The organism is Spiroplasma endosymbiont of Panorpa germanica (assembly GCF_964019765.1).
In the GTDB taxonomy this organism is placed as follows: domain Bacteria; phylum Bacillota_I; class Bacilli_A; order Mycoplasmatales; family Mycoplasmataceae; genus Spiroplasma_B.
Genome location: NZ_OZ026461.1, coordinates 719,914 through 735,125 on the forward strand (window position 1 = coordinate 719,914; position 15,212 = coordinate 735,125).

At 31.2% G+C, this 15,212-nt stretch carries 13 protein-coding genes; 6 read left to right on the forward strand and 7 right to left on the reverse strand.

Annotation, left to right across the window (positions count from 1 at the left end; translation table 4 throughout):
• Nucleotides 1-123 precede the first annotated feature (123 nt).
• The 3 genes from AACK87_RS03290 (at nucleotide 124) to AACK87_RS03300 (ending at nucleotide 4,707) form a co-directional block, all read left to right on the forward strand.
• Nucleotides 124-1,893: a ribonuclease J gene (locus tag AACK87_RS03290; RefSeq protein WP_338971530.1), complete on the forward strand. Its 1,770-nt coding sequence runs from the start codon at nucleotides 124-126 to the stop codon at nucleotides 1,891-1,893.
• A gap of 67 nt (nucleotides 1,894-1,960) precedes the next feature.
• Nucleotides 1,961-3,589, forward strand: coding sequence for an APC family permease (locus tag AACK87_RS03295; RefSeq protein ID WP_338971532.1), 1,629 nt, complete (start codon nucleotides 1,961-1,963; stop codon nucleotides 3,587-3,589).
• A gap of 248 nt (nucleotides 3,590-3,837) precedes the next feature.
• Nucleotides 3,838-4,707, forward strand: a complete 870-nt coding sequence (locus AACK87_RS03300; protein ID WP_338971534.1) for a hypothetical protein — start codon at nucleotides 3,838-3,840, stop codon at nucleotides 4,705-4,707.
• 169 nt (nucleotides 4,708-4,876) lie between these two features.
• Here AACK87_RS03300 and AACK87_RS03305 read toward each other — a convergent pair whose 3' ends face one another.
• The 7 genes from AACK87_RS03305 to AACK87_RS03335 form a co-directional block, all read right to left on the reverse strand.
• Nucleotides 4,877-5,593 carry a hypothetical protein gene (locus AACK87_RS03305; protein ID WP_338971537.1) on the reverse strand — a complete coding sequence of 239 codons (717 nt, stop codon included), beginning with the start codon at nucleotides 5,591-5,593 and terminating at the stop codon, nucleotides 4,877-4,879.
• 19 nt (nucleotides 5,594-5,612) lie between these two features.
• On the reverse strand, nucleotides 5,613-6,488 hold the full coding sequence (locus AACK87_RS03310) for a hypothetical protein (protein ID WP_338971539.1): 876 nt from the start codon (nucleotides 6,486-6,488) through the stop codon (nucleotides 5,613-5,615).
• Between the two features lie 131 nt (nucleotides 6,489-6,619).
• A complete protein-coding gene (locus AACK87_RS03315) occupies nucleotides 6,620-8,746 on the reverse strand; it encodes a fructose-specific PTS transporter subunit EIIC (protein ID WP_338971542.1) in 2,127 nt (708 codons plus the stop codon).
• 12 nt (nucleotides 8,747-8,758) lie between these two features.
• Nucleotides 8,759-9,691: a 1-phosphofructokinase gene (pfkB, locus tag AACK87_RS03320; protein WP_338971545.1), complete on the reverse strand. Its 933-nt coding sequence runs from the start codon at nucleotides 9,689-9,691 to the stop codon at nucleotides 8,759-8,761.
• Nucleotides 9,692-9,694: 3 nt separating this feature from the next.
• Nucleotides 9,695-10,396, reverse strand: coding sequence for a DeoR/GlpR family DNA-binding transcription regulator (locus tag AACK87_RS03325; protein WP_338971548.1), 702 nt, complete (start codon nucleotides 10,394-10,396; stop codon nucleotides 9,695-9,697).
• A 97-nt stretch (nucleotides 10,397-10,493) separates the two neighbouring features.
• A complete protein-coding gene (locus AACK87_RS03330) occupies nucleotides 10,494-10,934 on the reverse strand; it encodes a hypothetical protein (RefSeq protein WP_338971551.1) in 441 nt (146 codons plus the stop codon).
• Nucleotides 10,935-11,224: 290 nt separating this feature from the next.
• Nucleotides 11,225-12,577 carry a Sapep family Mn(2+)-dependent dipeptidase gene (locus tag AACK87_RS03335; RefSeq protein WP_338971554.1) on the reverse strand — a complete coding sequence of 451 codons (1,353 nt, stop codon included), beginning with the start codon at nucleotides 12,575-12,577 and terminating at the stop codon, nucleotides 11,225-11,227.
• Nucleotides 12,578-12,683: 106 nt separating this feature from the next.
• On the opposite strand from AACK87_RS03335, the gene AACK87_RS03340 reads away from it, so the two are divergent.
• From AACK87_RS03340 to AACK87_RS03350, 3 genes are all read left to right on the forward strand, one after another.
• On the forward strand, nucleotides 12,684-13,631 hold the full coding sequence (locus AACK87_RS03340; protein ID WP_338971556.1) for an SPE_1075/MLC_0560 family membrane protein: 948 nt from the start codon (nucleotides 12,684-12,686) through the stop codon (nucleotides 13,629-13,631).
• A gap of 90 nt (nucleotides 13,632-13,721) precedes the next feature.
• Entirely contained in the window at nucleotides 13,722-14,414 is a 693-nt protein-coding gene (gene pgsA, locus AACK87_RS03345) for a CDP-diacylglycerol--glycerol-3-phosphate 3-phosphatidyltransferase (RefSeq protein ID WP_338971558.1), read from the forward strand.
• The gene (locus AACK87_RS03350; protein WP_338971561.1) at nucleotides 14,401-15,210 is read left to right on the forward strand and encodes an SDR family NAD(P)-dependent oxidoreductase; all 810 of its coding nucleotides are present in this window, start codon (nucleotides 14,401-14,403) and stop codon (nucleotides 15,208-15,210) included. The genes pgsA and AACK87_RS03350 overlap by 14 nt, the downstream gene beginning before the upstream one ends.
• Nucleotides 15,211-15,212 lie beyond the last annotated feature (2 nt).

Consider the following 15,212-nt stretch of genomic DNA (forward strand, 5'->3'; position numbering starts at 1 on the left):
AAAATAATAATCAATTTAATATTAATTTATGATACTATCTAAATAAGTTATGCATACTAACAAGACAACAGTTTAAATAATAAAAAACTTGTAAATTACAATTTAAAATGAGAGGAAATTAAAATGAAAGATATTAAAAATAACGAAAAAGTTGTTGAAACAACTGATCAAAGTGACTCGTCAATTTGATCGATTAAAACAAATACTAGTAAAATGCACTTGAAAAATAACAAAATTCCAACTAAGGTTTTTGCTTTAGGTGGTCTAGAAGAAATTGGTAAAAATACTTATGTAATCGAACACGATGATGAAATCATTATGATTGATGCTGGTGTAAAATTCCCAGATCCAGGTATGTTGGGTGTTAGTGCGGTAATTCCAGATTATTCTTATCTAAAAGAAAATAATCACAAACTAAAAGCTTTATTTATTACTCACGGTCACGAAGATCACATTGGAGGAATCCCCTATTTAGTTAAGCAAGTAAATATTCCAATTATCTACGCTCCCGAATTGGCAGCAGCCTTAATTAGAGATCGTTTAAAAGAACATAAACTGTTAAATAAAACAATCATTAAAGAGTATGTGGAAAATGATGTTTGAAAATCAGCTAGTTTTGAAGTATCTTATGCGGCTTTAAATCACTCAATTCCTGATGCTTTTGGGATTTTTGTGGAAACTCCTAACGGTAATATTTTCTCAACAGGAGATTATAAATTCGACTGAACCCCACTAGGACACAGCGCCAATGTGAGTCGTTTAGCAGAAATGGGTAATAAAGGTGTGGAAATGCTTTTAGCTGACTCAACTAATGCTGAAGTTGAAGGATATACTTTAGGTGAAAAAAAAGTTATTGAAAACATTGATGCAATATTTTTGAAATCAAAACAAAGAATCATTATTGCCAGCTTTGCTAGTAATGTTCACAGAATTCAACATATCGTTGAAACAGCTAATAAATATGGTCGTAAAATCGCTGTAATTGGTAGAAGTTTAGAACGTATTATCAAAATAATTCGTCAAATGGGTCACTTAAAAATTAGTGAAAAAGCCTTTATTAAAACTCAAGATATCAACAATTTTCCAGCTAATAAAGTAATGATTATTTGTACTGGAAGTCAAGGAGAACCAATGGCAGCTCTCTCAAGAATGTCACGTGGAGAACATCAATCAGTTAATATAATTCCTGGTGATACTGTTATTTTATCTTCATCACCAATTCCTGGTAATCGTGCAGATGTTGAAAATGTTGTTAATAAACTTACTCGTTTAGGAGCTTTGGTTATTGAAAACTCTCCTGAAAATCGAATTCATACTTCAGGACATGCCAGTCAAGAAGAACAAAAATTACTATTTACCCTACTAAAACCTCACTACTTCATGCCAATGCACGGAGATTATCGAATGCTTAAGGTTCACGGTCAAACCGCTGTTTCTGTTAATGTTGCAGAAGATAACGTCTTTGTTGTTGCAAACGGAGATCAAATCGAAATGTTAAACGGTAAAGCGCAAATCGGTAAACGTGTTGCTGCGGAAGCCATTTACGTTGATGGTAAGGATATGACAGGACAAGCAAGTAATATTATCCGTGAACGTGATATTTTAAGTAAAGACGGTTTAATGGCTGTTGTGGTTTCAATCGATTCTCAACAAAATAAGCTATTGTATCAACCAAAAATAATTTCTCGCGGAAGTTTTTATGTACGAGAAAGTGGTAATTTAATTAATGAATCTATTAATATTGTAACTAATGCAGTGATGGAAGTTTTAAACTCACCAAAACCCACATTTGGAGCAATTAAATCAGCAATTAAACAATCACTTTCACCATATATCTTTAAATTTAAACGAAGAAACCCACTAATTATTCCAGTAATTTTAAATAAGAAGTAATTCTATTAAACTGGTCAAGCATTTATTATTTATAATAATGCTTTTTTAATGAAAAAATGGAGGAAATATGAAAAAAGATACTAGAATGGGTCTTCCTACTCTAATTTGACTTGGTTTTAGCTTTATTGCTGGTATTACTTTTACTGCCAGTTTCGCCACAATTGTTGGAAGTAACAATAGCGAAGCGGCCAAAGGAGTCGGAATCCATATTTTATGAATTTTTGCCATCGAAGGTTTAGTAGCCTTTGTATGTGCTTGAGCATTCGCTCGTCTTATCAAAGTGCACCCCACAGCAAATGGAGGTGCTAGTCAATATGTTAGAACCGCTTTTGGAGACTTTTGAGGTCTATTCATGGGACTAATCAACTACGCAGTAATCCCGCTTGTCGCAATGGGTCTATTAGTAACAATGGTTAGAAATAACTTTGGTACAGGATCTGTAATCCAATTATTTGGGGAAAACGGTTTGTGAGGTTCTTGAGGTAAATTATACTTAGACCTTATCTCTCTAGGGATTTACTCAGTTGCCGCAGCAATTTTGTTTTTTGGAATCAGAAAGTATAAAATTGTGGCTAACGTAATTGGTTATATGACTTGATCGATTACTATTTTAATTATGGTTGTGGGGATTATAGTTTTCTCTGGAAATGGTTTTAGTGGCCTAGAATTCTATTCGAACCCAGACAATATCGATTTAACGTTCTTTAATTTTAACAACGCGTTTGTATCTTGCTTTTTTGCCTTTTGTGGTTTAGAAAGTTTTATTACCGTTGGTAACAACATTAAAAATCGTGGTAAAAATATGCCCATTGCAATGACAATTATCATGATTGCTACAACAATATTTTATATTGTGTTTACCTTAATCTTAATGGGAGCTGTTAATGCTGGATTTGAAGAAAATCCCAATATTCAAGTTTTTGGACAATCTAGCCCCTTTTTAAAAGCATTTGGGGGATGAATTGTTATCCTTTGTACAATTTTAATGAGATTCAACTCTAACCTGCAAGTTACTCTATTTGGGGGTAGCGCTTTAGAACCAATGGCTACACAAGGTTTCTTACCTGAAAAAATCTCTACTAAGAATAAAGAAAATGTTCCAGTTGCTGGGGTAATTACTTCAATTAGTATTGTGGGAATAACATTTGTGTTATTCATGTTAATACCCGATATTATTGAAGGAGCCACTGGTAATTCATCACCATTTGACTATGCAACAATTGCAGCGGCAACCTCAATTATGCTAATTTCAGTTTATTTGATGGTTTTGGGAACCGTTTTAATTCAAGGAATGCGCAAGAGAATCAAAACCACTTGATATGAAAATACGGGTTGAATTATCGCTTTAGCTTTCTTGGTCTTACAGTTCTTTATGTATTTCTTTGATAGAATTAGACAACTAGTTAAAGGTATTAATAGCACTGGTGTTTCTGACATCCTAGGAGCTATCATCCCTATCATTTACTTCGTAGGAGTAATTGGGGCGATATTCGCTATTTACTTCTTATACTACAAACCAAAACGAGATAAATGATTAACAACCCCTCAAGGAGTTGCTAAATTAGAAGAAATCAATTTAAACTTTAGAATTCTAAATGAAGAAGAAATCCAAGCAGTTATGATCGAGGAGAAAAAACTAGATGATTACTGACTTGAAATCAATAATCAAAGAAAAAAAGAAAAAAAGAAACAATAGTTAAAAATTTGAACTCATGTTCAAATTTTTTTAATTATTTTACACATTGTTTAATATTTGTGATATATTCAGTTAAATAATCAACCAAAAAATTACTAATTTTAATTTAAATTATATTGATATCAATAATAATTAATATCAAATAAATTGAATAATTTAATATTTATGTAGTAAAATATCTTTATGAAAGGAAGGAATTGAATATGGGATATGTTAGATCTAGGATAATATTGTATAACTACATTGGTATGTTTTTTGCATTATTATCATTTGGTTTATTATTTACTGCCCTATTTGGAAACGTTGAAGGCTTCCAAATAGCTATGAGTGATTTTCAACCATTTGAACAGGCCTTACTAGTTTTCTTAGTTGCCTATATGTTCTATCAAGTTTGAAAAACAATCTTTTTTGGATTTACAATAATCAAATTTGTTAAAACTAAAAGTGACGATGATATCATCGCTAACCGTTTTATGCTAGCAGTATACAGCTTAACGTTGGGAGGTTTTCTAACACCTTGAATGTTAACTAAAATACCAAACGTTGAATCAAATTCAACATTAAATCCAAGAAACGAGATTGCTAAAGTCTATACTAAAAACTACGTTATTGGTGGATTAATCCTTATTGGATCTTACTTTGCAGTTGGAGCAAGCTTAAATGTGAGCTTATTTGCGGATAATAATTCTCAACTAGTTAGTTATATAGTTTTAGGTATTGCTGGAGCAGCAACATTTTTAGGATTAATCGGAGGTATCTTTTACTGGAAGAAAAATTCAGCTGAAGCTTATGAAAAAAACGGATTTATGAAATTTATTGCCGGAATTTTCATAGTAATAGTTACATTTGAATTAATGATTAAAATTATTTCAGCTTTCTTGACTATTATTCAAGCAATTGTTGATATTTTAAATTCAAACGACCGAAACTTCTTTATGAAACTGTTAATTTGAATGAATAGTTTAATTACTATTATGTACTCGGTTTTCTTGATAAAAATTTGTTGAGCAACAATCAAAGGAATTTGAAGTAAAGATGGTGTTACTATGAAAGAATTTGCAGGATTAACAAACGCTGAGGAAAAACAAGGAAAAACTCCTGAGTGAAAAACTAAATAGAAAATTAATATATTTAACTTATTAAAATAAGTAGATAAAATTAAATTCTAATTTACATAACTGTAAATATAATCACGTATAATTTTAAAAAAACCGACCTAATGGTCGGTTTTTTATTTCTAGTATCTAACTTGACTTTTAGATATTAACTTATTGAAATGGTTTTATACTATAGTTTTGAAATTAAATATGGATTTTTCAGCAAAGGAATAAAAGCGTAAAGATTAACAATTAGCTTAAATCGCTTGAATTCTTTTTCTGGTAGATAGTGGATTGCCATATCACACATTTGTTTACCCACTGATTCAAAAATAAACGCTAAAGAAATTCATGAAATCAAAATCAAACCAAGGGCAAAATAGTTAACTATTTGAAGTCAAAAATCAATTCATCCTAATGTACCATCATCTAAACCATTAGAAGTTGCTAGAACCATTATCATACTGGTCACACCTAGAAAAAAAGCTAAAATGTGAAAACCTGACATTCATCAAAGGCTACGACGAAATTTCGAATTACCTTCTCTGGTTTCAACTATTAAAATGTAGCTAAAAAATAAATTTAAAACTGAAGAGAGGTTTTGTGATTCTAATTCCCAGGGTTTTACCTTGTACTCCTTTGAAATTGGATTGTAGTTTTTAAAGGGCATTCTGGTTTGGGATTTCTTTAAAGTAACCGTTTTAATATCTTCATAGCCGTTATCATTGTTTAACTCTTCCAACAATGACTTATAGACCTTTTCAGTCTTACCTTTTCAAGCCACAAAGTAGTTAATTATTAATCCAATAAAGTAAAGAATTAGTGAGAAGCCAAGAAAAAATCAGGTAACAAAAGTAACTCCAACATTTAAATCTGACATCCATTCAAATCTTTCGTTTGTAAACATAATATATCCTCTTTTCTAATTAATAAATAAATCACGGGGCCTGGTAATAATTAATATTGCCAAATCGATCCACTAATGGTTTTGCAATGATTAGTTCTCTATTAAAAGAATCTAATCGATAAAAGTATTTTCCTGCTAGTGGTTTTTTAGTTTTACTTTCGTTTAAAAATGAGCAATAGGTTTTGCCATTTTCCTTATCTGATAGTAAAAAAGCTTCTTCACTAAAAGCAGCAATTTGCTTTTCAAAGATACTATCTTCATAGACCTCGATATTCTCATAATTTTTATCACTTATTAGAACTTTAAAATCATCTGTTAAAATTACTAAATTATTTTGCAGCTCACAAACTTTTTTAATCTTTTCTTTAATCTCGATCGTATTTTCTGTTGATAAATCTAGTTGAAAGACTTCCCCTGTGGAGTTGTTTTTAGTAAAAACAAGGTTTTCATTTAATATTGGCGAAATAATGGTTTTGTTTTCAAGCATTTTAATACTATCGATAAGTTCAAATTCACCATTGTATTTATTTGTATAGGTTGTAGTTTGCTCATCTGTTTTATTCACGAAAGTAATCAAGTAACCAAAATCATGGAAAATAATGTTTTGAATAAAATCTGAACTCTTTAAACAAATTTTCAAATCCGTTTGACTTGCCCCAATTGCTGTGGTATGTTTCATTGTTGGGTGTGCCAAAAAATAACGACCAAAAGGTTTTTTAATTTTAACCTCTTCAACAAGTATTTTCTTTTCGATTTTTAATAATAAATTAATCCCATTGTTAAAATTACTATCAGTAAAGTAAACTTGATCATGAATTGGAAAGAAATTAGTAATTCAGAAAAAATCATCAAAGACTATTTTTGAAATATTTTTCATCATATTTTCATCGCTCATATTTACCCCCATTAAATATTATTTTATCGTAAAACCCGCTATTTTTTTCAAAATATTAAAAGTAATTTTCTTAGATAAATATTTGAAGAAAATAAAAACCAATCAGGTTTTAACACTTGATTGGTTTTTGATTAAGCAGCTACTTTAGCTTGCTTCACTTTTTTGTTAGTTGTAATTTCTTCTACTGATTTACTTTCAGATTTAACTTTATTTTCATCAGCCAATTTTCAGAATCCTAAAATTAATGCCATTGTGAAAGTACCGATTATAATTGCTAATAAGTATAATGAAATACCCATTCCAATTGCTAATCCTTTATTTCCACTAAACATTGCAGCTTTTGATTCCAATAATGGGAAGACAAATATTCCTCCGTGAGGAGCTGCTAAAGTGATTGTAAATGCCCCAACGATTAATCCTGTTATTAATCCTCCAGCCATAGCTGATAGAGCAACACGTTTTGGATCTTTAACCATGAAAGGAATTGCACCCTCTGAGATAAAACATGCTCCCATTAATCAGTTAGCTTTTGCAGCATCACGATCTTCAACAGATCAAACTTTTTTAAATAATACAGTACATAGTGCTACTCCCAGTGGAGGAATCATTCCCCCAGCCATTGCAGCGGCCATAATTACAGATTCACTTCCACCTTCAGTTAACAATCCACCTTGTGAAACTGGTGAAATTGATAAAGTTCCTAGTGTGTAAGCGATTTTATTGATTGGTCCACCCATATCAACACACATCATAAACCCAATAATAGCACCAAGCAATATTAGTAGGTTTACTCCTCCAGTTTTTGAAGGATCTGCTAATGCTGTCAATCCTTTTTGAATTCCAAGCATTACATAACCTAGCGGAATGTTAATTGCAAACATTGCAGCCCCAATTCCTAAAAGTGATAGAACTGGAACAAAAACTATATCTCTAACTCCAGTTCATCCTTTTGAAACTTTTCCGAATGCTTTACTTCATCCAAATACAATGAAGGCTGCTATATAAGCTCCTACCATGGCTCCGATAAACCCTGAAGAATATGGAATCCCACTAGGTAATAATTTACCTCATAGATTTCCTCAACCAGTGGTTTGGTCACCATAAACCATTCCATCTCCATTGGCCAATACTCCGGCAACAAAACCAGGCATTAACCCTTGTGGACCTACAATTGAAAAACAAATGTAAGCTGCCAAAATTGGTACCATGGCTCCCATAGCAACTTTTCCTAGACCTGAGAATCAACCAGCAACTGGGTTAATAGTTCCATAGTCACCCCCAGCTGATGCATTTCCAGCGGCAAAATCAATTAAGAATCCAATTCCTAATATAATTCCCCCAGCCACAACAAATGGTAGCATTTTTGAAACCCCACCAAGAAGATTTCCTTTGATATCTCTAAATTGTTTTAGTGAAAAACTTCCTCCACCTTGTGAACCACTATTGGCTTCACCTTGGATTTTAGTAACTTTTTCACCTTTGCTGAATCCTTCAATTAGTTTTTCAGCATTATAAATAACGTCTTTGGTATTAGTTTTAATAACATCAAAACCATTAAAACGTCCCATTCCATCGATTTGTTTATCAATAGCAATAATTCTAACTTTTGCATTTTCAATATCTTCTGCTGTTAATGAATTTTCAGTTCCACGACGTCCTTGAGTTTCAACTTTTACAGTTAATCCCATTTTCTTAGCAACTTCAACCAATTTTTCAGCTGACATATAAGTATGTGCAATTCCAGTTGGACAAGCTGTTATACCAACAACATCATAGTGTTGTCCGGCTTTTAATTGTTTTTCTTCTTTTTTTGGTGCTCCAAATACCTTCTCTAAATCGGCGATCTTCTTAGCTTTCATTAGAGCTTTTTGATTTTCTTCTTTCATTAAGTAAGTTGATAAATCAGATAATACCGATAAATGTTCTTCACCGTTTTTACCATTAGTCATTATCATAAATACTAATTTGGTTGGTTTACCGTCCAAACTTTCTCAATCAACTGGGTTTTTTAGGTTGGCAAATGCCACACATGTTTGGTTAACTGATTTATCCAAAGCATGGGGAATCGCGATTCCATCACCAATTCCAGTTGATCCTTGAGATTCACGTTTTTTGATAGCTGTTACAAATGCTTTCTGGTTATTAATGATATTTTGTTCAGCTAATTTTGCTGCTAAAAAATCGATAACCTCTTCACGAGTTTGTAGATCTACATCAAAGAAACTAGTTTGGGCACTAAATAAATTTTTTAGTTCCATAATTATCTCCTTTTAAATTTTGTTAACTTTAATCTCATTGATTAAAGCGTTGATTTCAGCCTTAGTTGCTAACCACTCTTTAAAAGCAGTGGCAGCTCCACTGGCTGCAGCCAATTTTAGACATTTTTCAATGTCAAGGTTTTGGCTAATACCGTGAGTAAATCCTGCAAGCATACTGTCACCAGCGCCCACAGAGTTTACTAATTTACCTTTAGCAATTCCTGTTTGATAAATTTCTTGATTACTTGTGAAGTAATAACTTCCATCACTTCCCATACTTAATAAAATGTTTTGGGCTCCTAATTTTTGAAGTTCTTTAATCATTGATTTGATTTCATCAAAATTATATTCTTTGATTGGCAAGTTTAAAATCCCGCAAATTTCATCAATATTTGGTTTAATCAAAAATGGCTTGCATTTTAATGCTTTCAACATTACAGTTCCAGTTGCATCTAAAATAAATTTAGCATTAGCTTCATTGGCAACTGCTCCGATTTGAGCATAAATATCATCAGGAATTCCTTTGGCAATTGATCCTGCTGCTACGATAATATCAGCTTTGGTTACTTTTGCTTTTAAATAATCTAGCATTTTTTTTCACGTATCTGGGATTGTTGAAAACCCCAAACCGTTCAATTCTGTTTCTTCTTTAAAACTTAAGTTTTTAATTTTATAGTTGGTGCGGGTTTTACCAGGATTGAAAAAGAAATTACTTGATAAATTAACTTCTTTAAATTTATCTAAAAAGATATTTTTATTTTCATCCCCCATAATTCCTGTTGCTTCAACTTGATTTTCTAAATTATTTAGAATAATAGCAACATTAATTCCCTTACCTCCAATTACTTGATATTCATTTTGATAGTAATTGGTTTGTTTAATGGTAAGATTATCAGCTTCAATTATATGGTCTATTGCAGGATTTAAAGTGATTGCATATATCATTTCCTAATCCTCGCTTATTACTGTTACTTCTTTTTTACTGGCAAATTTAATAAATGATTTTGAATTAAATTTGCTGCGATCTGCTAATGCAAATGCAAAGCGAGATTGCTTGATCGCCTGCTCTTTAACCTGGGCTTCATCATCATCGGTTGTATAAAGGTTATACTCATTATCAACCGCATTGGCCCCAATAAAGGCTAAATCAAAAGAATATTGTTGAATTGATTTAACAGCCTCAAAACCAATGATGGCCCCGGTTTTAGGTTTAAAGCGACCTCCAAGAATGTGAACATAATTGTTACCATTTTTTGTTAATTCTTGAGCGTTTATAATTGAATTAGTTAAAATTCTAAGTTCTAATTCGGGTTTAATAATTTGAGATAAATAATAAGTGTTTGAACCAGCATCTAAAAAAATAGTTTCCCCTTTTTTGATGCAATCCAAAGCTTTAGCAGCAATTTGTTTCTTAGCAATAATGTTTTCAACTAGTTTTTCGTCTAACATTTCTTCAGCAACGTTTTTGTCTCTTAGTGGTTTAGCTCCCCCATGAACTCGGATAATAAGTCCTTGTTCTTCAAGTTCGAGCAAATCACGACGTACTGTTGTGAAAGGAACATTTAATTCTTGTACCATATCTTCAACAATTGATAGTTCACGACCATTAATATAGTCTAATATTAAAGTTTGTCGTTCTGCTTTTATCATTATTTCACCCTATTTCATTATATCAAAACTCAAAGAAAAAAACCAAAAAAAACCAAAAAAAACCAATTTTTTGAATTGGTTTTTATCTAAAGTGGTTTTAGCGAATTAAAATAGTTTTTGAAGGTTGAAGGGTTAAAAAGTAAATAAACCCATATGGGGGTAATAACAGCATTGCGAATCTAACATCTTGGTAAAAATTATTGCTATTTTTGCGAATAATTAAGACTCAAGTTAAAGCTGCTAGAAACATAACTGAAAATAGCACCCCATTTATTACTAACATATCTAAAATTAAATACTCTCAATTTGAATAATAGACAATCTCAGCATATTGGAAAAAAACCATAAATAATGCAAAAATGTTCAACAATCCCGATAGAACAAAAGCTAAAATAAAAAATACCTTTTCATTAATTTTTTGAGTCCCTATATTTATGAAGAAAAAATTATAAGTTTTTTCTACTAAAGCACGACAGAAATTTGCATAATTTCTACAATAATACAGCCACGATAATGCCGCTAAAATTAATAAAACCATTGTAACTATTAAATAAGATAATCAGGGAAATTCCACTATTTGGGGAATTGTTCAAAAAAGACACAACACAAACACGAAAGTTTGAAGAATTAATGCCATTATAATCCCTGGTATTAGTTGATTTTTCAACTCAAGACACACCCTTTTACTTCTTTCTTTATCTTGAATTAATTTTATTATAATTAGTTTTTATTGACTGTCAACGTAATTTCAACTAATCTTATTTTAAATTATTATAATATCTTTAAACGCACTAAATTAAGTAACACCTCAATCCACTAGCTTAAAATTTATTTATGACTACAAATTTGGCTTAAAGCTTTAGTATAAATTAAGAGTTGTTTTTGAAATTCATCTTTGTAAACCCACTCATTAACTCCATGCAAGGTTAAATTTTTTAAATTTAAAGCTCCCCCAAAAGCCACTGCGTTATTGATTTCTTTGGCATAAGTACCCCCACCAATTGCACATGGTGGAGTTTCATTATCTCCTGTTACTTCAAGGAAAGCCTCGTGCATAATTTTTAACATTCAATGATTCTTATCAAATAAAAAACCTTGGTTAAAATGATGAGTGTTTACTTGAAGATTAAATTTCTCTAAAACCTTTTGCAAAGGCGCTATAATCTGGCTTTCATAATCTATTGTTGCGGGAATATCCAATTGTAGGGCAATTCTTTGGCTTTTAAGACCAATTTCCACAATTGATAAACCAAAAGTCAGAGTTCCTGAATCATCTTCTAAAGCACCAAAAATGGCTTTTAAATCATAATTATTAAGTAAATAGCTATTTATAAAATCAATCATTTGACCCTTTATTTTGGTTTCTCTTAGAGATTCAGTTAATAGCATAACCGGACTAATTCCCCAATCTGGTAAACCAGCGTGAGTTTGCTTACCAATTATTTCTATACCATTGTTTAACAAATTGTGGACAATACCACGTTTATTTAAACTCTCAAGTAAGATTTTGGAATTGGTGCCACTAAAAGTAGCCTTTCCATCCACGATGTTATAAGTATCCCCTGATTTAATTTCATAATCAAGTTCTTCTTCCCCGGTAATGTTTATTCAAGCTAAATGTTTTTCTCCAAAGACATAGGGAAAACAAGCATCAGGAACATAACCTAAGTCTGGTTGGCCAAAATCGTTGAGATATTTTTTAACACAGCGATTTTCATTTTCTTCATCAAGACCAAAAAATAATCTTATTTTGTATTCACTTTCAAATCCACTATCTTTTAAATATTTAACAGCCATAATATTATTGACCGTTGGTCCTTTATCATCAAAGGTTCCTCTTCCATAAAGTTTTCCTTGTGATTCATTTAATTCAAACGGATCAAAAGTTCACTCATCGATATTTCCTGGATTGACAACATCAAGATGGCAAAAAATTACAAAAATTTTCTCCCCCTCACCAAAATCAGCAAAACCATAATATTTCTCCTTATCTTTGTAAGTTGTAAATCCCATATTTTGACAAGTGTTTAAAATAAAGTCCAGAACTTTATCGTTTTCAAGTCCAAAGGGATTGTTATGATCGCTCAGGTCCATTACAGAAGGAAAGCGAATTAGCTCTCTTAATAAGTTGATACTGTCTTGGAAATACCTTTCTTTTAATAAGTTAAAATCAATTTTCATATTTACCACCTTTCTGAATTATCTAATCACAAATTTAAAAAAAATGTTGATTATCATTGACTAATTTGAAAACAATAATATGATTATGGCGAAAGGAGTATTAAAAATGTTTTATGTAAGAAACTTATGAAGCTTGGTTAAAATTAATTGAAAGCTTTTAATAATTAGAACTGTCATAGCGTTTGTCGGACTGTTTTTGGCAAGTCTTGGAACTAAGATTTATTTACCTCTAACTGTTGGTTCGGGTAACGTAGACTTAGCGATTTTCTCACTTTTGGCAGTATTCATTCCTGGAGCGATCCAAACTACAAATGGGGATACCACCAAAATTGGCAAAGTTGATCCGAATATTAATGCTAACAATTACTACTTATACTTAATGTTATTTTATTTCATTCTATTATTATTAGTAATTTTATTTACTGTATTACAATGTGTAAGAGACTATAAAAAGAATAAGGACCGCGAAATTATCTCACGAGCAATTATCTTAATTTTTGGAGATATTGTTTTAATGTTTGTGGGTCCCTTATTTTTGCAAATCCACCAAGGATACTTTGAATATTCTGGTTTCCAAAACTGACTAATTGATATATCTCAACAAAAATCACCAGCTAGTTATTTAGCTATGGTTTGAGTATTTTTTGGAGCCTTTGTGCTTTATTGCTTTGGTGTCGCTATTTTGGTCTGATCAAGAGTTTTCAATGGACCATACAACTCAGTGGCTACACAATTTATGGCACTTACAAAATGGAATTATTTACAAAGTCGTATTTTGTGAGATGTTATCATTTTTCTTTTTGGAATGACATTATTGCTATCAACACCAAATTATTCTTGAGAAGTCAAAGTTGCATTTTTCTCAAATTACTTAGTTTTTGGAATGATAATCTTTACTTTTGGAACAGGTCTAGCGATAAATTTCTTCCTCCCTATTTTAAGAAAGATATGGGACCACGATAAAATATTTTTAAGCGTCCAAGAATACGAAAAAAGATTAAAAGCAATTGAAGAAATTAATTCGCAAAACTCAAAATCAGCATCTATGAAATAATTGGATTCGATTCTAAATAGAATATTTTTTTTGAATTACATTATTAATGTAATATAATAATTTTATATTTATTTAGAAAAAGAGGTATTTATGAATTGAGCAAATCGTATAACAATGATTAGATTATTGTTGATTCCAATCATTATTATATTAATGATTATCCATCAGTTCCCAGGAACCCCAATGTTTTCAGTTTGAAATCAGACAATCAATGTTGGACAAAATTATCAACTCCCAGTGGCCTATTTAATAGCGGGAATATTATTTATTATAGCGGCTTTGACTGACTTTTTAGACGGTTATGTTGCTAGAAAATTCAACCAAGTAACCACATTTGGTAAATTCTTTGATGCAATAGCTGATAAAGTTTTAACTAACACTGTTTTAATTGTTTTTGCTTGTGCAGGAATCGTACCAATTTGAATGGCTATTATTTTAATAGCAAGGGACTTTATCATTGACGCAGTTCGTCAAATTTTGGCAACAAAAGAAGTTGTCATGGCAGCAAACCAAATGGGCAAAATTAGAGCAGCTATGGAAATGATTGGAATGTCATTACTATTCTTCGTTGGATTTAGAATGTTTAACGGTTCACTTCAAGGCAACGGTGCTTTTGATGAATTTGGATGAATAAACCAAGTAGCATTAATCCCAATGTATATAGCAACAGTTTTATCAGTTTTATCAGCAGGAATTTATATTGGAGCAAATCGTAAACAACTATTTGATACAACAGTAATTTCTAAAAGCGATAAAAAGGAAAAAGTTAATGAAAAAAAATAAAACAGAACCAAATTCTTGAGCAATAGTCACCGGGGCTAGTAAAGGGATTGGATATGGTTATTGTGAGCAGTTACTAACGCAAGGTTGAAACATTATAGCCGTTGCTAGAAATACTGATCCACTAAATCATTTATCTAAAAAATTTCCCAATCAGACAATTCTAAAAATTAATTTAGATTTGAGTAACCTTGATAATTGTGATGAATTGTTTAAGTTAACTAAGGACTTGGATGTTTCTTTATTAATCAATAACGCAGGTTATGGTGTTTTAGGAGACTTTCAATCTTCAAACTTAGAAAAAGAATTGAATATGTTAGATTTAAACATCAGATCACTTCATAAATTAAGCAAAATTTATGTAAATCATTTCTTTAATAAACAGAAAGGTCGTATCATTAATATAAGTAGTGTGGCAGCTTTTTTGCCAGGACCTGGATTTGCCAGTTATTATGCCTCAAAGGCTTATGTTTTAAACTTAGGTACAGCTATTAACTATGAGTTAATCAAAGGAAAGTCAAAAGTTAGACTAATTACTATATGTCCGGGACCAATTAAAACCGAGTTTTGAAATCGCAGCAAAGGTGAAACTGGCACTTCAAAATCAAATACAGAACTTAAAAACAAATCAGTTGATAAATTTGTCAAAAGTAGTTTAAATAAGGCTTTAAAAGCTAAGCGTAGAAGTTACTTTATCATCGGCTTCAATAATATATTCCTAAATAAAATGTTGAATATTGTCCCCAAAAGTTGAGCGATGAGAGTAGTCTACAAATATAATAAGAAGAAAAATAAATAAAA